Origin of the sequence: Pseudomonas anatoliensis (assembly GCF_017976235.1) — a bacterium.
Lineage (GTDB): Bacteria > Pseudomonadota > Gammaproteobacteria > Pseudomonadales > Pseudomonadaceae > Aquipseudomonas > Aquipseudomonas anatoliensis.
Map to the genome: position 1 here is coordinate 580,961 of NZ_JACVHC010000003.1, position 25,975 is coordinate 606,935.

The 25,975-nt window shown below is 59.6% G+C and carries 23 protein-coding genes; all 23 read right to left on the bottom strand.

What is annotated here, in order from left to right; all coding sequences use genetic code 11:
• Window positions 1-24: 24 nt before the first annotated feature.
• Window positions 25-2,067: a type VI secretion system Vgr family protein gene (locus tag ICA16_RS12220; protein ID WP_210553345.1), complete on the bottom strand. Its 2,043-nt coding sequence runs from the start codon at window positions 2,065-2,067 to the stop codon at window positions 25-27.
• 28 nt (window positions 2,068-2,095) lie between these two features.
• The gene (locus ICA16_RS12225) at window positions 2,096-3,097 is read right to left on the bottom strand and encodes a serine/threonine-protein kinase (protein WP_210700692.1); all 1,002 of its coding nucleotides are present in this window, start codon (window positions 3,095-3,097) and stop codon (window positions 2,096-2,098) included.
• Window positions 3,094-3,822 carry a PP2C family protein-serine/threonine phosphatase gene (locus tag ICA16_RS12230; RefSeq protein WP_042561783.1) on the bottom strand — a complete coding sequence of 243 codons (729 nt, stop codon included), beginning with the start codon at window positions 3,820-3,822 and terminating at the stop codon, window positions 3,094-3,096. The genes ICA16_RS12225 and ICA16_RS12230 overlap by 4 nt, the downstream gene beginning before the upstream one ends.
• Window positions 3,822-7,361, bottom strand: a complete 3,540-nt coding sequence (gene tssM, locus ICA16_RS12235; RefSeq protein WP_210700693.1) for a type VI secretion system membrane subunit TssM — start codon at window positions 7,359-7,361, stop codon at window positions 3,822-3,824. The genes ICA16_RS12230 and tssM overlap by 1 nt, the downstream gene beginning before the upstream one ends.
• A 13-nt stretch (window positions 7,362-7,374) precedes the next feature.
• Window positions 7,375-8,250: a type IVB secretion system protein IcmH/DotU gene (icmH, locus tag ICA16_RS12240; RefSeq protein WP_150604656.1), complete on the bottom strand. Its 876-nt coding sequence runs from the start codon at window positions 8,248-8,250 to the stop codon at window positions 7,375-7,377.
• A gap of 5 nt (window positions 8,251-8,255) precedes the next feature.
• On the bottom strand, window positions 8,256-9,587 hold the full coding sequence (tssK, locus tag ICA16_RS12245; RefSeq protein ID WP_007920300.1) for a type VI secretion system baseplate subunit TssK: 1,332 nt from the start codon (window positions 9,585-9,587) through the stop codon (window positions 8,256-8,258).
• Between the two features lie 2 nt (window positions 9,588-9,589).
• Complete coding sequence (gene tssJ, locus ICA16_RS12250; protein ID WP_150604657.1) at window positions 9,590-10,090, bottom strand: type VI secretion system lipoprotein TssJ; 501 nt, start codon at window positions 10,088-10,090, stop codon at window positions 9,590-9,592.
• A gap of 5 nt (window positions 10,091-10,095) precedes the next feature.
• Window positions 10,096-11,292, bottom strand: a complete 1,197-nt coding sequence (gene tagH / locus ICA16_RS12255; RefSeq protein ID WP_210700694.1) for a type VI secretion system-associated FHA domain protein TagH — start codon at window positions 11,290-11,292, stop codon at window positions 10,096-10,098.
• A gap of 18 nt (window positions 11,293-11,310) precedes the next feature.
• Complete coding sequence (locus ICA16_RS12260; RefSeq protein WP_150616891.1) at window positions 11,311-11,451, bottom strand: type VI secretion protein; 141 nt, start codon at window positions 11,449-11,451, stop codon at window positions 11,311-11,313.
• Window positions 11,452-11,544: 93 nt separating this feature from the next.
• A complete protein-coding gene (locus ICA16_RS12265; protein WP_210700695.1) occupies window positions 11,545-13,065 on the bottom strand; it encodes a sigma-54 interaction domain-containing protein in 1,521 nt (506 codons plus the stop codon).
• Between the two features lie 10 nt (window positions 13,066-13,075).
• Window positions 13,076-15,733 carry a type VI secretion system ATPase TssH gene (gene tssH / locus ICA16_RS12270; protein ID WP_150604659.1) on the bottom strand — a complete coding sequence of 886 codons (2,658 nt, stop codon included), beginning with the start codon at window positions 15,731-15,733 and terminating at the stop codon, window positions 13,076-13,078.
• An 11-nt stretch (window positions 15,734-15,744) separates the two neighbouring features.
• On the bottom strand, window positions 15,745-16,752 hold the full coding sequence (gene tssG / locus ICA16_RS12275; RefSeq protein ID WP_150604660.1) for a type VI secretion system baseplate subunit TssG: 1,008 nt from the start codon (window positions 16,750-16,752) through the stop codon (window positions 15,745-15,747).
• Window positions 16,716-18,503, bottom strand: a complete 1,788-nt coding sequence (tssF, locus tag ICA16_RS12280; protein WP_150604661.1) for a type VI secretion system baseplate subunit TssF — start codon at window positions 18,501-18,503, stop codon at window positions 16,716-16,718. The genes tssG and tssF overlap by 37 nt, the downstream gene beginning before the upstream one ends.
• 69 nt (window positions 18,504-18,572) lie before the next feature.
• Window positions 18,573-18,995, bottom strand: coding sequence for a hypothetical protein (locus ICA16_RS12285; protein ID WP_210553339.1), 423 nt, complete (start codon window positions 18,993-18,995; stop codon window positions 18,573-18,575).
• Between the two features lie 58 nt (window positions 18,996-19,053).
• Window positions 19,054-19,467: a hypothetical protein gene (locus ICA16_RS12290; protein WP_210700696.1), complete on the bottom strand. Its 414-nt coding sequence runs from the start codon at window positions 19,465-19,467 to the stop codon at window positions 19,054-19,056.
• Window positions 19,464-20,432 carry a DUF6402 family protein gene (locus ICA16_RS12295; RefSeq protein ID WP_210700697.1) on the bottom strand — a complete coding sequence of 323 codons (969 nt, stop codon included), beginning with the start codon at window positions 20,430-20,432 and terminating at the stop codon, window positions 19,464-19,466. The genes ICA16_RS12290 and ICA16_RS12295 overlap by 4 nt, the downstream gene beginning before the upstream one ends.
• Before the next feature lie 63 nt (window positions 20,433-20,495).
• Complete coding sequence (locus ICA16_RS12300) at window positions 20,496-21,020, bottom strand: PAAR domain-containing protein (protein WP_210553336.1); 525 nt, start codon at window positions 21,018-21,020, stop codon at window positions 20,496-20,498.
• 64 nt (window positions 21,021-21,084) lie between these two features.
• Complete coding sequence (locus ICA16_RS12305) at window positions 21,085-21,501, bottom strand: hypothetical protein (protein ID WP_210700698.1); 417 nt, start codon at window positions 21,499-21,501, stop codon at window positions 21,085-21,087.
• Window positions 21,498-21,896, bottom strand: coding sequence for a hypothetical protein (locus ICA16_RS12310; RefSeq protein WP_210623211.1), 399 nt, complete (start codon window positions 21,894-21,896; stop codon window positions 21,498-21,500). Before ICA16_RS12310 ends, ICA16_RS12305 begins: the two co-directional genes overlap by 4 nt.
• 11 nt (window positions 21,897-21,907) lie before the next feature.
• On the bottom strand, window positions 21,908-22,315 hold the full coding sequence (tssE, locus tag ICA16_RS12315) for a type VI secretion system baseplate subunit TssE (protein WP_042561803.1): 408 nt from the start codon (window positions 22,313-22,315) through the stop codon (window positions 21,908-21,910).
• A 9-nt stretch (window positions 22,316-22,324) separates the two neighbouring features.
• Window positions 22,325-23,800 (bottom strand): type VI secretion system contractile sheath large subunit, encoded by a 1,476-nt coding sequence (tssC, locus tag ICA16_RS12320; RefSeq protein WP_042561804.1) that lies wholly within the window; start codon window positions 23,798-23,800, stop codon window positions 22,325-22,327.
• Between the two features lie 26 nt (window positions 23,801-23,826).
• On the bottom strand, window positions 23,827-24,330 hold the full coding sequence (tssB, locus tag ICA16_RS12325; RefSeq protein WP_042561805.1) for a type VI secretion system contractile sheath small subunit: 504 nt from the start codon (window positions 24,328-24,330) through the stop codon (window positions 23,827-23,829).
• Window positions 24,331-24,362: 32 nt separating this feature from the next.
• Entirely contained in the window at window positions 24,363-25,925 is a 1,563-nt protein-coding gene (gene tssA, locus ICA16_RS12330; protein ID WP_042561806.1) for a type VI secretion system protein TssA, read from the bottom strand.
• Window positions 25,926-25,975 lie beyond the last annotated feature (50 nt).

Here is a 25,975-nt window from a genome sequence, read left to right on the forward strand (position 1 = left end):
TAATCCTTTTTGATCCGTTGGCGGTCAACCAGAGAACCTGATCATTCGCATTGGTCGAAGGTCAGCTTTCTGAGGCACCGCATTCCCCAACGCCTGATCCATCAAACTCCCCGCCTTATCCTTATCCGCCGCCCCCGGCAGCACCGGCGGTTTAATCCCGATCCCGGTGCCGGAGCCAGCCGAGCCCCCGGCATTGATCTTGATCACCGGCCCAACCACCGTCACACCACCGCCATCCAGCTTGATAAAGCTCCCACCCCCAAGAATGGTCAGCTCTGTCCCCGCCTCAATAACAATCTTGTCCCCAGCCTTGAGGTGTATCTCTTTCCCCACGCTGGTCAGTTGCGCAGTCCCCAGCTTCACATGCTGGTTTTGCCCAATCGTCAGGTGATCATCCAGCTTCGCTTCAATCTTGCGGTCGGAAATCGTGGTGCGGTGTTCCTCGGCCTTCAGCTCGGTGTAGGTGTTCTTCACCACCGTGTCATGACGTTCATTCCCGACCCGAATCTTCTGGTCGTGTTCGACGTTCTCGTCCCAGTCCCGCTGGGCGTGGATGAAGATTTGTTCGGCGCCTTTCTTGTCTTCAATGCGCAGTTCGTTATACCCACCACCACCCGGCGAGCTAAGCGTTTTGAACACGCTGCGGGTTTTGTTCGCCGGCAGTGCATACGGCACCGGGTTTTCCTTGTGGTACAGGCAGCCGGTGACGAGGGGTTGGTCGGGGTCGCCTTCGAGGAAGGTTACGAGGACTTCCATGCCGATGCGCGGGATGCTGATCGCGCCGTAGCGGTCACCGGCCCAGGAGCTGGAGACGCGCATCCAGCAGCTGGTTTTGTCGTCGGCCTGGCCTTCGCGGTCCCAGTGGAATTGCACTTTGATGCGGCCGTATTGGTCGCAGTGGATTTCTTCGCCTTTGGGGCCGGTGACGTGGGCGGTCTGGCTGCCGAGGACGCGGGGTTTCGGGTGTTCCAGCGCGGGGCGGTAGAACACGTCCCATGGGGTGGCGAGGAAGGTGTTGCGGTAGCCCTGGTGAAAGTCGTCCTTGTTGTCGGTGGTGTCGCTGGTCACGCCTTCTTCGAGGACTTGCGGCTGTTTGCCTTCGTGGACGATTTCGGTGAGCAGCCACAGGTCGTTCCACTCGCTGCGCGGGTGGTCGGACATTTCCATGAAGTGGCCACTGACCAGTTTGGTCTGGTCGCCACGACCCTCGGCCTGACGATAGTCGGCGCGGTGGCGTTCGAGGGCGCGTTGGCTGAGGAACTTACCGCGCGCACGCTCGATGAAGCGGCCGGGGTAGTCGTAGTCTTCGAGATCCGGTTCGGTGCTCTCGCCTTCAGGCTTATAAGCAGCTTCCATTTGCAGGCGCGGTTTTTCGAAGTCGTAATCGCGTCGCGTGACGCGGCTGGTGCGGGTTTCCAGGCGCAGTTTGAAGCCTTTGATCACCGGTTCGTCGGCGACCATCCCGCTGCCTTGTACGTAGGCGGTGGGCTGGCCGAGTTTCTGGAACACGGTCTGGTCGTCGCCGAATACCAGCAGGTGAGCTTTGTCGCTGTGCTGGAAGTGGTAGTGAATGCCCTCCTCTTCGCACAGGCGCTGGACGAAGTGCAGGTCGGTTTCGTCGTACTGCACGCAATAGTCGCGATCCGGGCACGGCTGGCTCAGCTGGAAGCTGTAGGCGTTGCCTTTGATGCCGTGTTCTTCAAGGATCAGCGCGATGATTTTCGGCGCCGACATCTGCTGGTAGATGCGCTGGTTGGTGCGGTGATGCAGGTATTGCAGCTGCGGCACCATCGACACTTTGTAGCGGGTCAGGCGCTTGCCGGCATCGCCTTGGGCGACGCGGTAGATCTGGCCGTGGATGCCACTGCCCTGCGGATCGAACGCCAGGAATGCCTGCTTGTGCAGAAGCTTTTCCAGGTCCAGATCCGGGTTCTCGCTGACCAGTTCGAGGTCGAAGCGATAAGGCTGGCTGATGCCTTCGGTGCCGGTGAACGACAGCACTTGCAGGTCGCCGACATAGTCCTCAACCGTCAGGCTGAAGTGGGTCTCGTTAGCTGAGTTGAACATAAAGTGCTCCCTGTTCGAATGTCATCCGTTACGCCCGAAACCGCAGACGTTGCAGCCAGGATGAAGTGGCGCCCAAAGCGTCACGCAATTGTTGGGCAGTGATGGTGCGCTCTGCCGGGTCGAAGCTCAGCGCGGTTCGCAGCGCCGGCCAGCCGTGTTTCGGTAAGTTCTGCGGGGCTTGCAGCTCACGCTCCAGATGCTCGTCGCGGGCCTGGGTCGAGGGCAAGCGGCGGAACGGGTGTTTGCCGCTCGCCAGTTCATAGATCACACAGGCCACGCCGTACACGTCCGCGCTGGCCGACAACGCTTGGCCCTCAAGCAGTTCGGGGGCGGCGTAGCCCGGGGTCCAGGCGTTGAAGCGCTCGCGGCTCAGGTGCGGCAGGCCGGGCAAGGTGCCCTCTTCTGCCTGGCCCAAACCGAAGTCGAAGAGGCGCAAACCGTCTTCGCTGAGCATGACGTTGCTCGGTTTCATGTCACCGTGCAGCACGCCGCGACGGTGGGCGTAGGCCAACGTGTCGAGCAGCGGCAGGACGATGTCGCGCAGTTCTTTCCACGGCAGTCCGAGGGGCCGCTCGCAGAGCAATTTGTCCAGGGTCAGGCCACGCATGTATTCCATGGTGATAAAGGCCCGCTGGCAGTCGGTGTCGACTTCAAAGGTGTGCGCACGCACGACGTTGTCGTGGCGCAGGCGTCGGATCAGGGCGAACTCGCTGTAGAGCAAGGCACTGGCGTCCGGCGATTCGGCAAATTCTTCGCTGAGGATTTTCAGCGCAATGTAAGGGTCGGGATCACCGAACTGTTCATGCAGCAGATCCCTTGCCCGGTAGACGGCGCCCATACCGCCCGCCCCGAGCAGACGCTCGAGGCGATAACGGCCCGCCAATACGTCAGGCAGTGCACCAATGCTGGCCTTGGTAGGCGCCAGCAAAGGCTCTGCATTATTGGGCTTGGCGAAGGCGAAGTAGGTCAGGTTGTTGGCCTGTTCTTCACTCATCAGCAAGTCATCGATGGGCGATTCGATTTCACTCATTGGCGGATTACCACGGCAGTCAGGTTGTCGCGAGCGGAGCCCCGCAGGGCGCCGTCGAACAAACGTTCCAGCGCCACATGCGGCGCGCTGAGGCTGAGGGCGGTGCCGAGGGCATCGCTGCTCAGGCCCTGATACAAACCATCGCTGCAGAGCAAAAACGCATCGCCCGGATAAACCTCGAGTTCCAGCACATCCAGGGTCAGTGTGTCGGCCGCGCCGACGGCTCGGGTCAATGCCTGAGCCGCCGGGTGCGCCGCCGCCTGTTCGACGCTCATTTGCTGCTCGTCGATCAGTTGCTGTTGCAGCGAATGGTCTTTGGACAGCTGATACAGACGCTGCCCGCGCCACATGTAACAACGGCTGTCGCCGGCCCAGATGCAGGCCGCGCGATTGCCTTCCACCAGCAGCGCCACCACGGTGCTGCCCATGATGCTGTCGTGACGGCCGGCAGTAACGGTCAACTCCTGCCCCAAACGCCGGTTCAACCAATGCAGGCACTGGCGAATGGCTTTGAGGCGTTCGTCGAAGTCGTCGTGTTGCGGCAGTTCAGCCAGGCTGGCGACGATCAACTGGCTGGCGATGTCGCCACCCTGATGACCGCCCATGCCGTCCGCGACCACCCACAGCCCCTGCTGCGGAAGGTCGAGGAAGGCATCTTCGTTGCGCGCCCGCACCTTGCCCGGGTCGGTACGCGCCGCGCTGCGCCAGGGACTGGCCACCAGCATCAGAGCTGCACCGGCATACGGAAGGTGCGCAACACGCCGAGGTCGAACGGGTTCGGCGAGCGTTGGCTGGTCAGCAGGTAGTTGGCGCGCAGGCCTCCTACGTCAGCTTTCAGCACCAGCACGTCGCGACCGCTCAGGTACTCGGTCTGCATCAGGTCGAACAGACGGAACAGCGACCATGGGCCGGAGTTCTTCTCGATGCCGATCGGACGCCCGGCCATTTTGTCCATCACCAGGCTGGTGCGGCCGTCTTCAGCATCGGTCGGCCATTTGAACGACATTGGCAGGATCGGGCCGTGACGGTATTCCATGGTCTTGTCGCCGAACTTGAACTCGGAACGGCTGACCGCCGGATCGAGGGTGTACGGCTCCAGTTTGAACTGCACGGTCGGTTCGGCCGGGTTGATCGAGAAGAAGCTCTGACGAATCGTCAGCGCAGCCGCCATCTGATCGAGGTAGACCTTGGACACCGGCAGGCTGTGGCCGTCGACGCTGCGCATCCGGTAGTTGCCCGGATCACCGCTGACGAACGGACGCATGTAGCTGTCGAAGAAGCGGTCGACGGTGCCTTGCGCGCGGAAGAACTCGCGGAAGTCGCTGATCGCCACGTCGCTGGTGCTGCTGGCGCTGAACGGATAACGCTTGCTGATGGTTTTGCCATACACGCTGTACAGCTCGTTCTGATAACGGCCGTTCAGGTATTGGTAGGCATCGTTGAGCACCAGGCGCCACGAGTCTTCGGCCAGCACGTTGAACCACACGCTCAGCGGACGCGGCAGGCGACCCAAAGCGGTGCGCAGGTTGGTCAGCGCATCACGCTGGCCGCTCATGCGGGTTTTCGCCATTTCGAACGCGGCTTGTTCCGGCGTACTGGAACGGGCCAGACCGGACAGTTGCAGTTGCAGGTCGTTGAGCGCGCTGAGGGCTGGTGTCAGGTCAGCGGCCGGGCCGTTGTTGTCATCGAGCAAACGATGCAGCGGTTCAAAGCGACGTTGCAGGGATTTCTTGGCGGTGTCCGGCAGGTTTTTCGCGACGCTCAGGGCCGAAGCCTTGTCCGCTGCGGCGGCTGCCAGTTTGCCGACTTTACCCAGTTTGCCTTTCTGCCCGGCCAGCGCATCGGCGGCTTCGCCCGCTTCTTCGACCGGGTCTGCGGCGGCCTCGAAGCGCGTGTTTTCGCGCACTTCCGTCAGCAACGCGAGCACCGGCGAGTTGGCCGAAGTCAGGCCCGCCAGTTGCTCGGCGCCTTCACCGGCGTCGCTGATCGGTGGCAAGGCCACTTGGCCAACGGCCTCGCTCCAGTAGTTGGCATAGTCGCGGAAGTACAATTGCTCCAGTTCGACCATCAGGCGACGCAAGTCCATGTCGCTGATGCCCGCGCCTTCACCCAGTACCCAGTTGTCACGCAGGATGTCGGTGACCAGCGCCGAACCCTGTACCGAGAAATACTGCTGATAACCGGTTTGCGTGTAGAAACCCGGGATCACGTACTCGGTGCCGATAAACAGCGAACCCTGCGGGCCGAGGTGTTGGCTGAAACGGTATTCCGGCAGGTCGCGCGCCTGCTCACGAAGCATGCGATAGACCACGGTAGCCAGCGACTCGCTGCGCAGAACCTGACGCGCCTGAGTCACCAACTGATCGTTCAGCGGGTAGATGAAAGGTTGCTTCAGCAGGCGTTCGAGGTGGACGTTCAGGCCGTTCTGCACCGCCGTGTTGCCGGTGTAGCGTTGCGACCAGTCACTTGCGATCCAGTCCTTGAGCCATGCGGCATCGCGGCGATCCTTCATGTTCAGCATCAGGTACGCGCGCAGGCTGTTGAGCAGCTTTTCGCGGTCCTTCATGTTGGTGCGGATCTGCCCTTCGAGCATCGTTGCAACCCGTGGCAGCAGTTGCGCTTCGAGCTCACGCTCGTACGCCGCTTTGACCGACGGATTGATGTCTTCGCCCTGATACAGACCGCCGCGCTCGTGGTACGACACGTCGCCCTTCTTCGGGAACACCTGAGTGGCGGCGTAGCTGGTGTCGAGGGTTTTCAGCACGCCCATCGCGTCATCACGCGGGGTCAGCGCCGAGCGCTGCTGAGTCCAGTTTTGCGCCAGTGTGCGCAGGTTTTCCAGACGTTCGTAGTTGGCCGAGAATCCGCCCGCCCAGAGCATGCCGAACAGCGCCAGCGCCGCCAGTGCGCCGACATACAACGCACGTTGGCCCCAGTGGATGCGGCTGCGTTCACGTTTATCCAGACCGGCCAGATCGGCCTCGGGGAAAATCACTTGGCTAAGCAGGTGGTGGATGAAGCGCGAACGACCGCTGCGCAACGTCGGCAGCACACCGGCATTCATGCCGAGGCTGGCGCCGATGCCGGCGGTGGTCGAATCCATTTCCTGGGTCAGGTGCGGTGCGCTGGTCAGGTAGAAACCACGCAGTTGCGTTGCACGCTGATAGCGGTTGCCGGTGAACGCCATGTCGACGAACAGGCACAGACGCTCGCCGATCTGCCCCAGTTGATGCGGGAAGTCGAGGATGCGACCACGGCGCTGGGTATCGCGCTCGGAGTGCATGCGCATGATCACCTGGCTGTTGAGGCGACGCAGCAGTTCTTCGAACTCGTTGCGCAGCACAGCCACGTCGGTGCCGACCTGTTCCTTGCGGAAACTGGTGCCCAGCACCTGATCGCTTTCTTCGCGGGTCAGTTGATCGAAGAACTCGTCGAAACCGAGCAGCTTGTCAGCCTTGCTCAACACCAGATACACCGGCACATCGACGTGCAGCTTCTGATGAATGTCCTGCAAGCGACCGCGCACCTGGCGCGCCAGGGTGTCGATGTCCTGCTCGCTGCCACCGGTGAGGGTTTCCACCGGAATGGTCACCAGCACGCCGTTCAACGGACGGCCGCGACGACGCTTGCGCAGCAACTCGAGCAAGGTGCGCCAGGCACTGCCGTCGACTTCTGCGTCCGGCTGGGTGGTGTAGCGCCCGGCGGTGTCGATCAGCACACCGTGATCGGCGAAGTACCAGTCGCAATGACGGGTGCCGAGGGTGTCGCGGGTCAGCTTGCGGTCGATCTTGTTGATCGGGAATTCCAGACCGGAAAAGTCCAGCAGGCTGGTTTTGCCAGAGGCTTGCGGACCGATCAGCAAGTACCACGGCAAATCACTGCGCCAGCGCTCGCTGCGACCACGATACAGGCTCGACGTCTTCAGGGTTTTCAGCGCGTCTTTGAAGCGCGCCTTCAACTCTTTCTGCTCGTCGTCGATCTGCTCTTCACGGCGGATACGGTCCTGGCCGTCTTCGCTTTCTTCGACGGCTTTCTTGCGGATACCGGCGCGCCAGCTGACGAAGACCATGGTCAGGCCCCAGATCAGGAACAAGACACTGATGGTCAGCAGACGCGAGGTCGCGCTTTCCCAGAACTTGTAATCATCAACCGCCAACAACGGGCCGACGAACCACACCAGCAGTGCCACGAACAGCACCAGCAGCAGGGTCCAGACCCAGGTCTGGCGCAGGAAGGCGCCGACTTTCTTGAAAAACTTTTTCATCACACGTCCCTGTTTACGGCTGCGACTGCGGTTGAACCGCGGCTGGATCAAGCGGCTGGTATGGTTGCAGAACGGTTTCGCGCTGCTCGCCCAAGACCCAGGCGAAGCCCGAATACATCACCACCAGACAGACGACAGTGAACAACACCACCATCCACGCCGGCACGATGCGCACCAGACTTCGGCGCTGATCGTTGAGGCCTTCCCAGTGCGGCGACAACTCACGCGGCACGTCGCCACGCAACTGACGGATCTGGCGATACAAGGCATCGCGGATGCCTTCAAGCTCGAGCATGCCACGCGCCTGTACGCGGTACTTGCCCTCGAAACCGAGGGACAGGCACAGGTACATCAGCTCGAGCATCGGCAAGTGCTTGACCGGGTTTTTCGACAGCCGATCGAGCAGCTGGAAGAACTTCTCGCCACCGAAGGTTTCGTTGTGGAAGCTGCTGAGCAGGCTCATCTGCGACCATTCGCTTTCGTTGCCCCACGGCGTGGTCACGACAGCTTCGTCGACCACGGTGCAGAGCACGTAACGCGCGGCCATCACCTGGCTGCTTTCGGCGCCGTTGTGCAAGGCGCGCACTTCAAACAGCTTGAGCCCGGCGGTCAGGCGCTCATTGAGCGCGTAGAGGTCTTCGCGGGTTTCGCTGTGCTTGAGACGCACCACTTCCGAGAGCAGTTCGGACGAGGCGGCCACCAGCGAATTGAGGCTGATATTGAACGCCTCCGCCGGACGCAGGCGCGCGGCGTAGATCATGCGTTCTTCCAGTTGCTCGAAACGCGGCGGCGCGGCGAAGTCAGTCAGCGGACTCGCCGCCGGGCCGTGGCCCTGGCGGTCGAGCAAGACCGTTTTGTCGTCCTGGCTGTAATCCGTTTCCTTGATCATGTCGGTCAGTTCCTGATGGCCCAGAATTTCAGTTCAAGCTCGGCAAATTCGCCGGACACGTGGAACGCGAAGCCGCCGGAGCGCTCGAGTTGTGCCAGGTCTTCGGAACTGAGTTCGAGGATGAAATAGGTTTTGTTGGAGTGGAACGCGATCTGCCGCGGGGCCACCGGCAACGGTTTGACCTTGATCCCCGGCAAGTGCAGGTTGACCAGCTGGCGGATGCGCTCCACCGGGCCGACCTTTAGGTGCGCCGGCAAGCGGTGGCGCAGTTCTTCGGAGTCGCAATTGGCACTGGCTGCCAGCACGAACGAGGCCGAGCCGAGCAGTTTGTGGTCGTGCAACGGCGACACGATGATCCCGTACTGACGCGCTTGCAGGATCAGTTCGATGGCGTGCTGTTCGAGCACCATCGACAGCACCTGACGGATCGCTTCCATCAGTTTGCGAAAGCTCCCGCCCTGGTCGGCGTGGGAGTAGCGGCTGTCCAGGCGCGGGCGTTTGCTCTCGCCGGAGAAGGTCGCCAGATCGCCGAGCATGGTCAGCAACGTGCGATACAACTCTTCCGGATGCACCTGCTCCAGGCCCAGATAGTGGCGCAGCAGCAGTTCGGTGCGGTTGATCAGTTGCAGCATCATGAAGTCACCGACCTCGGCGCCGCCGACCTTGCCGTTGGAGCGAATCCGCTCGGCAATGGTGTCGCCCCGGTGGTTGAGCATGCTGATGACTTCTTTCAGACACGACAGCAGATAGCTGGACGCGTGAGCCTGAATGTAAGTCGGCACAAAGTCCGGATCGAGACTGATCACGCCGTCGGGCGTGGTGTCGAGCACGTCGCAGATCTTCAGCTTCACGTAGGCCTGATCGCTCTGCTGCTCGCCGAGCAACAGTTTGAAGTCCGGGCGACCACAGCTGACCTGGCTGGCGGAATCGTCGCCGGCGTTAGAGTCGGCCACTTCGGCGTCATACGCGGTGTAACGCGCCAGTACGTCTGATTGTTCCGGACGGCGCGACTCGATGTGGTTACCCGTGACCAGCGGCAGCGCCAGATAGATCGGCGTGTTGCCGGTGTTCGGTGGCACGTCCAGCGCCAGCGGTTCGGTGTTGCCACCGAGCTCGAACAGGCTGCCGTCCGGCAGAATCCCCGAGGCTTCACTGATCACCAGTTTGCCCATGTTGAGGAACTGCAAGTCGATCTCCAGATTGAGGAAACCCCAGGTGTAGCCACCGAGCAACTGGGTGCGGGTTTTCATCTGGTGATCGTAATAGCGATCGTTGTGCTGGAAGTGCTGCGGACGCAGCAGCATGCCTTCCTGCCAAATGACTTTATGGGTATTCATGATCAGTCATCCGCCTTGGCGAGCACTTGATGGGTATTGCGGATACCGGCCTGGTCCAGGGTCAGATCAGCCTCGGTGACTTCCAGCGGGGTGATCTGCACCGTGTAGCGCCACTGGCTTTCCGGCAGGTCGCGGTAGGCGGCGAGGACGCCGACGTAGAGGCTGCCCTCCTCCACGCTGAGCTTCATTTCCACGGTTTCACCCGGACGCAGTTCGAGTTCTTCGCTGGCCACCAGATCCGGGTTGAGGGATTCCTTGGCGCGCTCGTAAAGGCTGAAGAAATCAGCGTTCTCGAATGTCACCGGGTGCTTGAGTTCGAACAGGCGCACCACAATCGGCGACGGGCGACCGTTGAGGTCCGGGTTGAGCTGATCGCTGCCGGTCAGCTTCAGGTTGATCTTGGTCACTTTCGAGTACGGCGACAGCGACGAGCAACCGGCGAGCAGCACCAGCACGGTGAGCGCAGTCAGCGTCTTGAAAAAAGCGGTCGAACGGCGAGACATGCGCATCATCCTTGGTGGTCGGTGTGGAGGGTGGAGATCAGGCGGATCTGTTCTTCGTAAGCCTGGGCGAAGTCGCGGGCCAGCAGACGCTCGCTCCAGTCATCGTCCTGACGCAGCGCCTGGTGATAACGACCAAACGCTCTCCAGCGCCCGCCGGAAGTCGCGATCAGCGGCTTGCTGTCGCGCTCGAAACGCAAGGTCAGTTGCTCGGGCGAGAAGTGCTCCAGCGTGCCGCGCACGGCGGCGCGGCTGGCGGTCAGCAAGGCCACCTGATGCGCCTGCAAATCGCGGAACGCGCGGGAGATGGCTTGTTCGGCAGGCAGGTGTCCGGGCTTGCTTGGCTGCAACATAATCTCCAGCGCTTCGCTCGGATCGACGGCGAATTTCAGCGGGTTCTTGTTGGTGCCTTGCACGGTGGTCTGGGCCAGACGCAGTTCGTTTTTCAGCTCCGAGCGGGTACGCAGGCTCTGCTGCAAACCGCCGATGCTCTGACGCAGCAAACGCGCGGCGTTCAGCGCCAGGGCTTCGCGTTCGTCGTGGCCGAGGCCTTTGACGTCAACGCCGAGCGCGGCGCCAAAGTGCTCCCAGAAACCTTCGCTCTGACGCTCGACGGCTTTCGGTGCCGGAGCGGGCTCAGGTTCTGCGGGCGCGGCGATCAGCTCCGGCACCATCAGGCTTTCCATGTCGATGCGCGCGTAGTCGGCACGCTGACGGGAGTCTTCAGGCTTGGTGTTCGGCGCCAGCAGTTCGTCGATTTCCGAGTACACGCGCTCTTGCTGTTCGAGGGCGTTGAGCGGGTCGAGATCGAGGAACGCGTCGTCCGGAATGATGCTGCCGGCCGCACGCGGACGGCCGACTTCGCCGTCGAAGGTCGCCGGGTCACGCACAAGGCGCGCGCGAATTTCGAAGTCGCCGAGCACATAGGTGCTGCCGTGCTCGATGCGCATCGGTTCGCCCTTGTGCAGGCGTGCACCGCTTGTGCCGTCCTGAACACCGTTGCTGCTGGTGTCGGTCAGGAAAAACGTGCCTTCGCGGTAGCTGACAATCGCGTGGTGATTGGACAGATGACGCTTGCGGTCAGGGATGATCCAGTCGCAGTCCTCGCCCCGTCCGATCACGCCGCCGGCCTGTTTGAAGGTCTTCTGGCACAACTCGGTGGGCACGAACTGCTTGGTGTTCAGCATTTCGAAAACCAGTTCCATGTTTGATGCTCCTTGCGGTCACTTGCCGCGATTGACCGCTTGCGGATCACCCAACGGGCGATAGTCGGTGTCATTGAATTTGTAATTGCCGCTACAGCCGCCAAGGCCACATAGAACGACGAGGGTCAGCAGGACAGCTTGCCAGTGACGAACAGACATCAGAGGGTCTCCAGGGGTAGACAAAGCACAAAGCGCCGGCCCTTGCGGGCGGCGCTGAAATAGGTTTTTCGAGGAGAAAACGATGATCTTTGCCTACCCATCGAAATCTCCCAGATTGATGTTCAACCGCCCGAGGCGGTACAGCAGGGTGCGGCGTGGCAGGCCCAATTCGCGGGCGGCGAGGGTCTGATTGCCGTCGTTCTTGCGCAGGCAATCGAGCAGCAATGTGCGTTCGACCCGCTCCATGCGCTCGCGCAGATTCAAGCCACTGTTGTCTTCGGGCATCGGCTCCATACGCAGGGAGAAATGCTCGGCCAGTAACTCACCGCCCTCGCACAACAACACCGCGCGCTCGACCAATGCCTTGAGTTCGCGAACGTTGCCGGGGAAGGTGTAACCGGACAAATGTTCCAGCGCCGGTTCCGACCAGCGCACCGGATCACGTTGCAGGAATCTGCAGGTCTTCTCGGCGAAGTGCCGGGCCAGATCGAGGATGTCGCCTTCGCGCTGACGCAGGGCCGGCAGTTCGATGGGGAATTGCGCGAGGCGGTAATACAAGTCCTCGCGGAATTTCCCTTCGCTGACCAGCACCGACAAATCGCGGTGCGTGGCGGCGATGATGCGCACGTCAATCTTGTGCGTGTCGTTGGAACCCAGCGGGCGGATCTCGCCCTCCTGCAACACGCGCAAGATTTTCGCCTGGAGCGACAGCGGCATGTCACCGATTTCGTCGAGCAACAGCGTGCCACCGTTGGCCGCATCGAACAGCCCGGCGCGGTCGCGATCAGCGCCTGTGAACGCGCCTTTGCGATAGCCGAACAGCTCGCTTTCCAGCAGGTTCTCGGGGAACGCCGCGCAGTTCTGCACGATGAACGCCTGGGAACGACGCGGCCCGCAATCGTGAATCGCCCGCGCGACCACTTCCTTGCCGGTGCCGGTCTCGCCACGCAACAGCACGGTGTACGGGCTGTGCAGCACTTTGCTGATCAGCGAATAGGTCTGGCGAATCGCCGCGCTTTTACCGATTAGCCCGTAACCGCTGATGCTCGGCACGCTGCGTACCGCTGGCGCCTGAACATCCAAAGGCTGGCGCAGGCGTTGCAGCAAGTGCAATTGGCCAAGCACGAACGAGCCGAGCTGGCCGAGCGAATCGGCAAAGCCTTGCAGATCCATGCGACAACGGCTGGCACACAGCAGCAGACCTTCCACTGCCTTGTGCTGATTGACCAGTGGCACGCACAACAATGATTGCCACGGCGAAGACGCGGCCGGCAGAAAACTGGTTTCGTGCAGGCTGGCGCTGAGGTCGTCGAGGCACACCACGCGGTTCTGGCACAGGGCGAATTGCAGCAATTGCTCACCGTTGTAATCCGCCGGCAGACTCGCCGCCTGGCGCGGTTGCAGCGCGCCGTCGAGGTATTCGGCGTTCATCCCAAGGCAGGTGTGGGTGGCATCGAGCAGATACAGCTGCGTCAGTTCGCAACCGCTCAACTCGGCCAACCCGCGCACAAAGTCACCCAGCAGCGCAGCACCGTCCGCCGCCCGCGACAGGCTGGCGAACTGCGCCAGCAACGCTTCGGCGTAAGCCAGCGGCTGCGGCACTTGAGTGAACATCACGCCCACCTCAGGCGAACTCGCACGTCACGCTGGCGTTGCCGTCGAGCGTGGCATGCACGCGCTTGAGGCTTTCACCCGTGGCCATGGCATCGAGCAAGCGATCGGCTACCAGTGGCAGCACATGCTGGTCGAGCAGATGGTCGATCAGACGCGCGCCGCTGTCGCTTTGCGTGCAGCGCTCGGACAGATGATCGACGAGGTTCTGGCACCAGCTGAAATCCAGCTGACGACGGTTCAGGCGCTCGCCGAGACGACCGAGTTTGATCTCGATCAGCTCGCGCAATACCGGGCCGCCGACTGGGTAGTAAGGCACCACTTTCATCCGCGCCAGCAGGGCGGGTTTGAAATGTTTGCTGAGTACCGGGCGAATCGTCTCTTCGAGCACTTCGGCGGTCGGCCGCGCGCCACCTTCGCAGAGGTCGCTGATGCGATCGCTGCCCAGGTTCGAGGTCATCAGGATCAACGTGTTGCGGAAGTCGATCTCGCGACCTTCGCCGTCGTTGGCCACGCCTTTGTCGAAGATTTGGTAGAACAGGTTAAGCACGTCCGGATCAGCCTTCTCGACTTCATCGAGCAGCACCACCGAGTACGGTTTCTGGCGCACGGCTTCGGTGAGCATGCCGCCCTCGCCGTAACCGACGTAGCCCGGTGGTGCACCGATCAGGCGGGAAACGGTGTGCTTCTCCTGGAACTCGGACATGTTGATGGTGGTAATGAAACGGTCGCCGCCGTACAGCAAGTCCGCGAGGGCCAGCGCGGTTTCGGTTTTACCGACGCCGCTCGGGCCGACCAGCAGGAACACGCCAACCGGCGCGTCAGGCTTGTTCAGGCCGGCAGCTGTGGCGCGCATCGAGCGATCCAGTGCGTGCACGGCTTGCTCTTGACCACGGATGCGCGTGCGCAGATCAGTGGCGAAACTGGCGACCTTGGCGTTGTGCTCACGGGCCAGTTGCGCCAGTGGCACGCCGGTCCAGGCGCTGATCACTTCGGCGACCAGACGCGGGCAGACTTCGAAGCTGACCAGACGTTCTTTGACCTGGGCGGCGGTGAGTGCGCTGTGGGTTTCGTTGAGTTGGGCTTCCAGCGCTGCGACGCTTTGACCTTCCTCGACTTCAGCGGCCAGGGTTTCGATGACGGTGCCTTCGGCGTCTTCCTCAACCGATACGGTCGGCTCGACCGCAGCGGCTTCGCGCGCCTTGGCCAGTTGCTGACGCAGGTCCAGCAAGCGCTCGGCCAGTGCCTTCTGTTCAGTCCACAGGGCTTCCAGCGCGACCATTTCGTCTTCGGCTTCTTCCAGTCGCGCTTCCAGTGCATCCAGCGCTTCGTGGTCGATCAGCAGACCGGCCTCGGCATCGCGGCGCAAGGCCTGACGCTGACGACCACCTTCGGCCAGTTCGCCACGCAGACGCTCGAGGCTTTCCGGGGCGGCGGCGAGGCTGATGCGCACGCGGGCGCAAGCGGTATCGAGGACATCGACGGCTTTGTCCGGCAGTTGCCGACCCGCCAGGTAACGCGCGGACAATTCAGCCGCCGACACCACCGCGTCGTCACGCAGATAAATGCCGTGGCTCTTCTCGTAGACCTGGGCCAGGCCACGGAGAATGGTCACCGCTTCGCTGACGGTTGGTTCATGCAGTTGAACTGGCTGGAAACGACGGGCCAGCGCCGGGTCTTTCTCGAAGTATTTCTTGTACTCGGCCCAAGTGGTGGCGGCGATGGTGCGCAGTTCGCCACGGGCCAGTGCAGGTTTCAGCAGGTTGGCTGCATCGGAACCACCGGCATTGCCGCCCGCGCCGATCAGGGTGTGGGCTTCGTCGATGAACAGAATGATCGGCTTCGGCGAAGCTTTGACTTCGTCGATCACGCCTTTGAGACGACGCTCGAATTCACCTTTGACGCTGGCGCCGGCCTGCAACAGGCCCATGTCCAGCGACAGCAGTTCAACGCCTTTGAGCACTTGCGGCACTTCACCGGCAGCGATGCGCGAAGCCAGACCTTCGACGATCGCGGTTTTACCGACACCGGCCTCACCGACCACAATCGGGTTGTTCTTGCGGCGACGGGCAAGGATGTCGACCATCTGGCGGATCGCGCCATCGCGGCACAGCACCGGGTCGAGTTTGCCGTCGCGGGCCTGTTGAGTCAGGTTGTGAGTGAAGCGCTGCAACAGCGATTCGCCCTGCGCGGCAGGTTTACCGTTGGCCGCCGGTTGCTCCTTTTGCGACAGGGCAAATTCTTTCAGGCGATCGATATTCAGCTTGGCGAGCAGCGGCTGATAACGGCTGCCGGCATAACGCATCGGGTTGCGCAGCAAAGCGAGGATCAGCGCGGCGTCTTCGACCTGGGTCTGGCCCAGTTCGAGGTTGGCCACCAGCAGCGCGTCTTGCAGCCATTGCACCAGTTCCGGGGCGAATACCGGGTTGCGCGAAGCACTGTGCTCGACCCGCGATTGCAGCGCGGCGCTGAGTTCACCGGCATCGACATCGGCGTCCTGCAACGCGCGTGCGAGCAAGCCGTTGGGACGCTCCAGCAGGCCGAGCATCATGTCTTCGACGAGGATCTTGCTGCCACCACGGGCTACACAGCGCTCAGCCGAACGCTCCAGATCACGACGGGTTTCGGCGTCCAGCGCCTGAATGAGTTGTTGCAGGTCTACGTTGATCATGGCTCACGTCCTTAATGAATTTTGCTGCCCAGGGTCACCACGCCGTCCGCCTTCTCGCGGCCCAGCCAACTGGTCCAGCCGAGGCGACAGGCGTTCTGCTCACCGATGCGCAGTTCGCGGATTTCTTCCTGGCGCAGGACCAGGCGAATGTCGTAATCGAGCGGGTCACGCAGGGTGAACCGCACCAGCGCGCAGAGCGGCTGGTAACCAAACCCGATCGGCAGGAATTCGTGGAATCGCTGCCAGTCGAGTTGGGTGATATGAATGCGGAATTTGCCGCTGCGGTCGCGCACGCGCTCACCGAGCACCAGGTCCTCGCCAAGCACGCTGTTGTCGCGGCCCAAACGATTGCGCTGCTCGTCGAGAATTTCCACGCGGCGCTCGATGCACTGCTCGATGACCAGGTCTTCGTGCTTGAAGTAGTAACGCAGCACGGCCTCGATCAACGCCGCCGAGTGCGCTCGCAAACTGAGCAGACCGAGGTACGGCAGCAGGCGTTTCCAGTTGAGTTCCTTGGCCTTGCGAATCTCTTCGCCACCCAGGCCGATCAGCGCGAACAGCTGCGACGAAAACGGGTCAATCGCCCCGCTCTGGAAACTCGCGCGGTAGCGGTACTTGCGCCAGATCGGCAGCATCAGCCGTTGCAGGCGATGGTGGAACAGGTCGAGGAAATTGCGCGTCGGGTTGCCGTCTTCGCTGTCGCCCAAGGCTTGTTCGCCGTAGAACGCCGGCAGCGGTGAACCGGAACCGACCAGGCCGATCAGGTTGAAACGCACGCGCGCGCGCATCTGCCCGTGCTCTTCGAAAAACTCCACGCGATCGACATCGCTGCGCGGAAATCCGAGGCTCGGGTTGGCCTGGAACTCGACCTGATCGTACAGATCGTCTTCGCTCAGGTGCGGGTGTGCCTCGCGCAGCCGGTCGATCACCAGCAGCACGGCCTGAAACAGCGAGTACTCGCGTATTACCCGGGTCAGCCCGCTTAAAGCAGGGGCTGAAGGCCCATACGTGGTGTCCATTGGTACACCTCTCCCTGTGTGCTTTTTACCCGCAGCTCATGGAATGAATTGAGACTGGCGTAAAGCGCGAAAAACTCGTTAAGAACCGAAGCGAAAACGAACAGGTCGCCTTCGCCGATATACCCTTCCGGATCGATGGTCAGTTCGGTGCGCAAACCGCGCACCGGCAGGCCACGGTGCAGCCGATCGACGTGGTGGTGCTTGATATGTTTGAGGCCACCGAGCAGGCGCTTGCTGACTTTCTCCGCGTGCTGGTCGTAGTAGCGCGGCAGGTCGTAGGTTTCCAGAATCACCTTCAACGCATTGACGTCGGCCAGCGACAGATAGTTAAGCGACATGTTGCTGATCAGCTTCCACAGGAAGTCACGATTCAGCGGCGGCGCGAAGCTTGGGGTGGCCGGGGTGATGTTGCGGAAGCTCAAAAACTCCGGCGTCTCTTCGCAGGCCATGCAGATGTCGCCGAGCTTGAGCTTCTTCGGCAGGTTCTGGTTAGTGCACATCAGCTCGATCGACAGCGTTTCGTGAGCTTCGGTGTGGCGGATGCCGAAGCTCAGGTAAGTGTCGAGGCCATCGTGCAGCAGTGACGAACGCTGACGGATACTGTAATGCGGACGGCTGTTGGGCACGTCGAAACTCGGGTCGTGCTCGAAGGATTCGAACGGCACGTACTCCTGATAGCCGAGGCCGCCGGGCTTCCATCCCGTCACGGTTTCCACCGAGAACACGCCGCAGTTTTCCAGATCGTATTCCGCCGGCAGCAGCAGGTATTCGTCCTGTTTGCCGTCGAGGCGGATTGGCAGCGCGTCGTGCTCGAACAGATTGACGATCGGCGTGCAGAACAGCTTCACGTTATCCAGCGTCGGCCGCATGCGCATGATGCCGCTCTTGCGAATGTCGAAACGCAATTCCAGGCCGCGCATCTGCTTGAGGGTGTCTTCGGGCAGCGCCTTGAGAATGTCCAGACCGTTGACGTCGACGAACAGGAATTTGTCCTGGAAGGCGAAGTATTCCTGCAGGTAGCGATAACCACGGAAGGTGTTCAGCGGATAGGGGATCAACGCTTCTTCTTCGGCAAAGCCCACTGGTTTGACGCGATCACCGGGAATCTTGAACGCCATCGGTTTGCCGCTGACGCCATCAATCGGCTTGCCGGCGCCGTCGAGCGGGATCAGCTCGATGCCTTCGAGGTTGCGCAGCAGGCTCAAATACAGCATCTGGCTGATGTAGCGCTCACCGGCAAAGTGCAGGCGCAGCTTGCTCAGTTCCAGTTCGCCGAGGTGGCCGTCGGCGCTCATTTCCAGACGCAGGCTGAGCAGCGAACCGTCGCCCTTCACCGAGTAATTCAGCGCGGCCAGATCCAGCGGCAGCACCTCAGTCGGGTAGCAGGTACGGAAGCGGCAACGCACGTCTTCGATCGGTTTGCTTTCCACCGGCGTATCGCGCGCGACCACCAGCGCCGGGCCGGAACGCTTGAGCGGATCGAACTGCAAAATGCTGAACGCCGGCAGCGGCCGCATGTAGTTCGGCCACAGCAACTGCATCAGCGAATGGCTGAGCTCCGGCAACTCGTCATCAAGCTTCTGGCGCAGGCGCCCGGTCAGAAACGCAAAGCCTTCCAGCAACCGCTCCACATCCGGATCCCGCCCGGCCTGACCCAGATACGGCGCCAACGCCGGACTACGCTCGGCGAAACGGCGACCGAGTTGGCGCAGTGCGGTGAGTTCGCTTTGGTAGTAGTGGTTAAAGGACACGGGTTACCTGCCTGGTAGTGGAACTCATGGAAAAACTGTCCTGTGGATTACGCTCGATGTCCGACCTGATCATTGGATTGCACCTGCAGGCTGACTTGGCGGGATTCGATCCGATACGTTTCGCAAAACCCAACGCAACTCGATGACTTGAGTGGTGAGAATTGCCAGCAACGTGACGCAACCTTGTGCAACGCCGTAAAACAGGGCTCTCAACGGGTTGTCCGGCAGCATCCATAGCAGAATGAAGCCCACCATCAGACCAAGGATGACTAGCTTGGCGACCAGACTTGGAATCAGCGCAACGATCAAGTTGACGCCCAGAAAAATGTAAAACAGTGCGTAACTCGCCATGCCGATGGCGACACCGCGGGAGGTGAATCCGCCGTTAAAAAGCTTGTAAGCATGCACAACCGCGTCATTCAAAAACGCGTAAGCCACGCATCCGAGGGCGTGGATTAACAGGCATAGGCCAAGACGTGCGTAGTTACTCATGCAAGCCCCAGATTCCCATACCACGAACCAAAACCACCCTGTTTCCCGGCCCAGAACATCAATTTTCCAGAACCTTGTAGGGCGTATTACTGATAAAAAAATCCAACCAGTGCTTTCTCGGATTAGATAGCGCCAGCGTGAACTCCTTGCTTTTTTTATCCAGCTCGATGAAAACAACTCCGACAACTTCGTCATCCTCATCGGCATTCATATCCAATGAAACATCAGAAAACAAAGGGGTTCGATATGCACGATCAGGATTATTCAAATCCGTAAAACGCAAATACACCGAATCTCGCGGAGTCAAAAGGGAACTCGCCGGAATTGACTCTATAAAATACTGTCCGGACGGACTCTTTTTTGAGACATCAGGTGCACGATTCAAAATACCATTTATAATAAAGGCGACAACGATGAACAAGCTGACCAATAGCGTAGCCAAACTCATAAAAAACTTATTCCACGAACTCATTTAGAGATTTCCTCAATAGGAGCCACGGATACGCTCTCGTACAAAATGTCCGAATAAACGCGAAAGTCCCCTCCTTTTTTATTCTGATCCCGATAATCTCGAAAATCGCTATTTTGTACGAGCATATAATGCTTGCCTTCCAGCTCTCTATATCGCCGCACGGCTTCGTCCTTTTGCTGAGGGCTTTGTTCTCCCTTGATCTGCTTGTACGTGGACTCAGCTATCAAAGAAGTCATTTCGGCAGCCAGCTTCGTGTTTGTTTTAGCGCCTTCCACAGGATCAGTGACCAATTTATCAAAATTCCAGTAACCTAGAATTTGACTAAAAAGAGCAATACCATCATTGAAGTCATAAGCATCTTCAATATAAAAACCGATTTGCGATGGCGTAAAAACAATACTTTTGCCTGTTACGACTACCGAGCCTTCGGCAATCACGCGCATATTGAAATTTGCAAGCGCAGCGCGAAGCTCGTTAACTTCATCAGCACCAGCCTGTTCGAACTCGACAACTTTATTATTGGAGTAACCAAATTTCTCAGCAGCACTGGCCACGCCATTAAAAGCCACTGGATAACAGCCGGGAACGCTATTGGAAAAATTATCTCGCAATCTCTTCTTTATCAGATTGATCCCAGGAGGACTGTTCCAGTTCGCTTTCAAGTGTTTGAATGCTGCATTTGCTCGCTCAAACCCAAGCACCCAATTCATTTTAACGATGGACTCTTCGATGTAATTTGCCGGAGCAAATGCGTCGTGCCTTTTTACGACATCATCCATTCCACCATCTTTTGTCGCCCATGGTTCACCATTGAACCAATGGCTCATCAAAGCAGCGGCAACAGGCCAGTTTATTTTTTTCATCGTGGCCGGGATATCAGTAATCTTGAACTGGCGCGCAGTAGCAGTCTGACCGGTTTTATTGCTCGCCGGAGTCATGGTGGTTGCCACTGTCTTCGCTGCCATCTCTATATCCCTTTGATATATTTTCCAGCAATCAAACTTTGCTGAATCTCAAAACCAACAAAACTAAGCAAGCACAACTCTGCTCTGAGGTTCAATGATCAATTCAACGGCTTCTGCGGTGGCTGAAAATACTTTTTGAGTTTTCCCGTCCGCACCTGTCACGCCGTTTATGATCTTCCCCGAGGAAGTTTTAAGTGTGTATTCCACCCCCGCGAGGGGTTTGCCTGTTTCTTCGCAATTGATTACAAAATGCTCGTTAAACGGCCACTGAATCTCCACCGGCAACGGCGGCACAAACGGCGCCGGCGAATGCGAATTGCCGATAATCACCGTCCCGGATCCAGCCGTAACCTTGTTGCCATGCGTACCCACCGAATCAACCGTCGCGGCAGGTTTGCCGTTGATCAACACAGTGGTCGCCAAACCTCCCGACATCGCACCACCACACGCCGAAGCATCGCCTTGGCGGGCGGCCGCGAGGCCGTCGAAGAACACGTCGCCGGAACCGGCGGCGATCGGGTTGGTACCGTGGCCTGGAAGTGGGCAAGCGGTGGGGTCGGATACGCGTGCTGCGGGTTTTCCTGACATTGAGCTCTCCTTAACAGGCTTTGACGTGATGACTGTTCATTGTTCCTGAGTGCGGTTCATCGCATTAATTTTCCATGAGCATGTAAGACGTATTGCTGATGAACCTATTCATCCAGTGTTCATCCGGACGGGACAAGGCGAGAGAAAACGTATTGGCCTTTTTGTCCAGATAGATAAAAACCACACCCACTTCTGCCTCATCCTCGCGCGCCCTCATGTCCAGAGCCAGCTCGGAAAACAAAGGCGTTCGGTACACATGAGCTGGATTTTCACGTTCATAAAAACGAAGGTAAACCGTCTCTCTTGGCGTCAGCAGTGAGGCTCCCGCAACCGACTCAATGATGTATTTCCCGCTTGGACTCACGACAGACACATCCGCTTTTCGGCTCAGCAGCTCATAGACAGCAACAGCAAAAATCACCAGGAGCAACACAACGACTATCGCAACGGAGGTCAGCAGTTTTTGAAAAGCATGACTCATCGGCATTCTGGAATGATCCAACTTTCCCAGCCCTCTGAGCCCGGATATAGAATCATCTCGCCCTGAAACTCAGGGGCAATGCCTGGATCGCCTTCCCTCATCCACAGATTCCACTCCGACGTTTTCAAGAGCCGTCCATCTGTTGTGTAAACACGGTAGAAAAACTGACTGCTGAACAGCTCGAAAATACCGCCCATCGCGCCCAGGAACGCGTAATCAGGTGCATATCGGGAGATGTGGCATTTACCCGATTCACTTGCATTGGTTTTCAATAGCTTTGCAGTCAGCGAACTGAACACCTTCAATACAATGAACATCAGCAGAAACAGGGGTACCGCTATCAGGAGAACAAACCCGGATTTTCTGGTGAAACGTGCTGCAGGTTTGCCAGACATCGGGATTCTCCTTAGGTGACCTTCACTTGACCGCTGCCATCCAGGCGCGCGGAAAAACTGACCTGACGCTTGAATCCTTCAACTTCCAGCAGGCCTTCGATACTGAAGGACAGGCGAAGTTGATCGTGGTCACGCGGCAGGGAAATGACACGCACGTTGCTCAGGCGTGGCTCGTAGGCTTCGATGAAAGTTTCGATGGCCAGACGGGCCTGACTCAGGGAGTCGTGCAGGCTCAGACGCATGTCATTGAGATCGGGCAACCCGTAGTCGGACAGCGTTTGCACGCTGCCGGCCCGGGTGCTGAGCATTTTGGCCAGATGGGCAGCGACTGACGCCATGGCAGAAACCTCGAGGCTCCTGCCCTTGCGTTTTTCCGCGTCGCCATTGAGACGTTCGAAAAGGCTGCCGTATCCGTCCATGAGTCGCTCTTACTCTTTGTCCAGCTTGCCAACCAGCGACAGGGTGAAATCGGCACCCATGTACTTGAAGTGCGGACGCACGTTCAAGCTCACGCGGTACCAGCCTGGCTCGCCTTCAACGTCGCTGACGATGATTTGCGCAGCGCGCAGCGGACGACGGCCACGTACTTCGGCGCTTGGGTTTTCCTGGTCGGCAACGTACTGACGGATCCACTTGTTGAGTTCCAGCTCGAGGTCGGTACGTTCTTTCCACGAACCGAGTTGCTCGCGCTGCAGCACTTTCAAGTAGTGAGCCAGGCGGTTGACGATCATCATGTACGGCAGTTGGGTGCCGAGCTTGTAGTTCAGCTCTGCCGCCTTGCCTTCTGCGCTGATGCCGAAGAACTTCGGCTTCTGCACCGAGCTTGCGGAGAAGAACGCCGCGTTGTCGGAGCCTTTACGCATGGTCAGGGAGATGAAGCCTTCCTCGGCCAGTTCGTATTCACGACGGTCGGAAACCAGAACCTCAGTAGGGATCTTGGTTTCGATTTCGCCCATGCTTTCGAAATGGTGCAACGGCAGGTCTTCAACAGCACCACCGCTCTGAGGGCCGATGATGTTCGGGCACCAGCGGAATTTGGCGAAGCTGTCAGTCAGCTTGGTGCCGAACGCGTAAGCGGTGTTGCCCCACAGGTAGTGCTCGTGGCTGTTGGCAACGGTTTCCTTGTACACGAACGATTTGACCGGGTTTTCTTCCGGATCGTACGGGTTACGCAGCAGGAAACGCGGCACGGTCAGGCCAACGTAACGGGAGTCTTCCGAAGTACGGAAGCTCTGCCATTTGGCGAATTGCGGGCCTTCGAAGTGGTCTTTCAGATCTTTCAGATCCGGCAGGCCGGTGAAGCTTTCCAGACCGAAGAATTTCGGGCCGGCAGCGGCGATGAACGGCGCGTGGGACATGCAGGCTACGCTGGACACGTACTGCATCAGTTTCACGTCCGGCGAGCTTGGGGACATGTAGTAGTTGGCGATGATCGCGCCAACCGGCTGACCACCGAACTGGCCGTATTCAGCGGTGTAGATGTGCTTGTACAGGCCCGACTGCATGACTTCCGGCGAATCTTCGAAATCGTCCAGCAGGTCTTCTTTCGAGACGTTGAGGATTTCGATCTTGATGTTTTCGCGGAAGTTGGTGCGGTCTACCAGCAACTGCAGACCACGCCACGACGATTCCAGAGCCTGGAAGTCCGGGTGGTGCAGGATTTCGTCCATCTGACGGCTGAGCTTGGCATCGATCTCGGCGATCATGCGGTCAACCATGGCTTTCTTGACCGGCTCACCGTTGTTCTGCGGCTTGAGCAGCTCTTCGATGAACGCCGACACACCGCGCTTGGCGATGTCGTAGGCTTCGTCGTCCGGCGTCAGGCGGGTTTCGGCGATGATGCTGTCGAGAATGCTGTACTCGCCGCTCGCGGCGCCTTTCTCTTGTGCTGCGCTAGTGCTCATTGTGTTGGCTTCCTTGGCTGCTGGGTTCAGGCGTCGGTGGCTGCGGCGTTCAGGCCCAGCTCACCGAGTACGCGACCGCGGGATTCGTCGTCGGCGAGCACGCCTTCGATGGCTTTACGGAAAGCAGGTGCGTTACCCAGCGGGCCTTTGAGGGCCACCAGCGCGTCACGCAGTTCCATCAGCTTTTTCAGCTCAGGCACTTGCTCGACCAGGCTGGCCGGGTTGAAGTCCTTCATCGAATTGACGCGCAGTTGCACGCCCAACTCTTCAGTGCTGCCTTCTTCCTGCAGACGGTTCGGCACGTTCATCGTCAGGCTAAGCTCTTGCTTGGCCAGCACTTCGTCGAAGGTCATCTTGTCGATGCTGATCGGCTTGCGATCTTCGATCTTGCGCTCGTCCTTGCGGTGGGTGTAGTCACCGATTGCCAGCAGTTTCAGCGGCAGTTCAATCTCTTCCTGAGCACCGCCGGTGGCGGGTTTGAAGGTGACGTTGATGCGTTCCTTGGGGGCTACCGAGCCTTCTTTGGCCATGGCTTTTCTCCTTGCGGTTGTGGCCCTGGGGCCTATTCGAGTACCACTTCGAGATCGAGGTGGCACAGCCTGCGATAAATCTCTTCCTTGCGTTCACGCACTGCATGGTTCTGCGGTAACAACTCGCAGCAACTGTGCAGCAGGTGCAGCACTTCCAATGCAAGATCGGGCTCCCAGGCGTGCAGGCCTGAGTCCTGTAATGTCTGATCGAGGGTTTCCAGCTGGTTTTTGGCCAGCTCGTATTTCTTGGCCATGAAGCACAGCCTTGCGAGCGCGAACTGCCAGAAGAAGCGCTCGCGCCCGCCGTGGGCCGATTGCAGCCCTTGCTTGAGAATCTGCACGGCAGGCTTGAGGCCTTCCTTGCGCAGAGTCGGCAAGACTTCTTCGAGGGCTTTTTCCCAGGCTGGCTGGGTTTCGACGTTGTCGCTTTCAACCTTGCGTGGCGCGCTGGCGCTTTGCAGGTGCGGCATGACGTTGGCGGCAATCCACGCCCGGGTGGACGGATCGGCAAACGGCGCGCCGTCGTGGTAACGCAATTCGACAATGCCGGGAAGGCGCTGAATCAAAAGCGCGAAGTGGATTTCCACTTCGCGCATGGCCAGCTCGGCGTTGAGGTTCTGGAGACATTCCCAGACCATCCTCTGGCCATCGAACCAGAACGGCGCCTTCGCCAGACTCGCCTCCAGTTCCACCAGCAGGTCTGCGTATTTGCCCTGATCGAATCGATCCTGATAGAGCTTCAACTTGTCGAGCGGCAGACCGCGCAACACGGTGATCTGCTCGGCATTACGCTCAGGCACGGCGTCGATGGTCATCCACAGCAGCGTGCGGTTCAGGCGCAGGGCGCGCAGGTCGGTGGCTTTCTGCTTGAGCCACCAGGCGCACAACGGTCGGGCGCTTTCCTGCTGGGCGCGGAGCGCTTTGTGGGCGTCTCTTTCGTTATCGATCGGCGCGCCGGGCGTGAGCAGCTGACTCGCCGCCTGCTTGACCTGCGCCACCGCCGCCCCCACAACACCTGGGGCCGGCTGGTTGTCGGCGGCGCGCTGGATCATGGTTTTCAGGCGTCGGGAGATCGGCAGCAACAGCGGCGAGTCGTCGCCCAGATGTTCAGCGCAAGCGGCTTCGAGACCGGACAGGTGCTCGGAGAGCTGCCGGAACATCGGCAACTGCTCTTTGATCGCAATGTTTTCGGTGATGACCTGCTCAAGACGCGGCACCAGCCAGCCAATGGCAGCGGCACGTGTGCGGGGTTTGAGCGGGTGAACGTCGGCCCAGTTGTTTTCCGACAAGTGGTGCAGCAAGCCAAGGCCGGCCAGCAGCCCGGGGAAGGATTCACGCTGGTAAAGCGACCAGGTCAGCCAGGCGCCGACACGCAAATCCTTGGATTGGGTACGCAGGAGGTTTTCGCTGTTTTCGCGAATTTTCAGCCAGTCGATCTGCCCGCTTTCGTGCATCGACGAGGCTTTGGCCAGCTCGCTTTCCAGCGCCTCGAATTCGCTCGAAAAACGAACGTCTTCGCCCGCGAAATTCTCTTTGGAAACAGAGACTTTGGCGAGTTCGAGGTAATGGGCGGAAAGTTTGCTTGAGTAGGACATCCATGGCCTTTATTAAGGATTACAGTCAGGCGCCAATTTGAGGTGCGGCA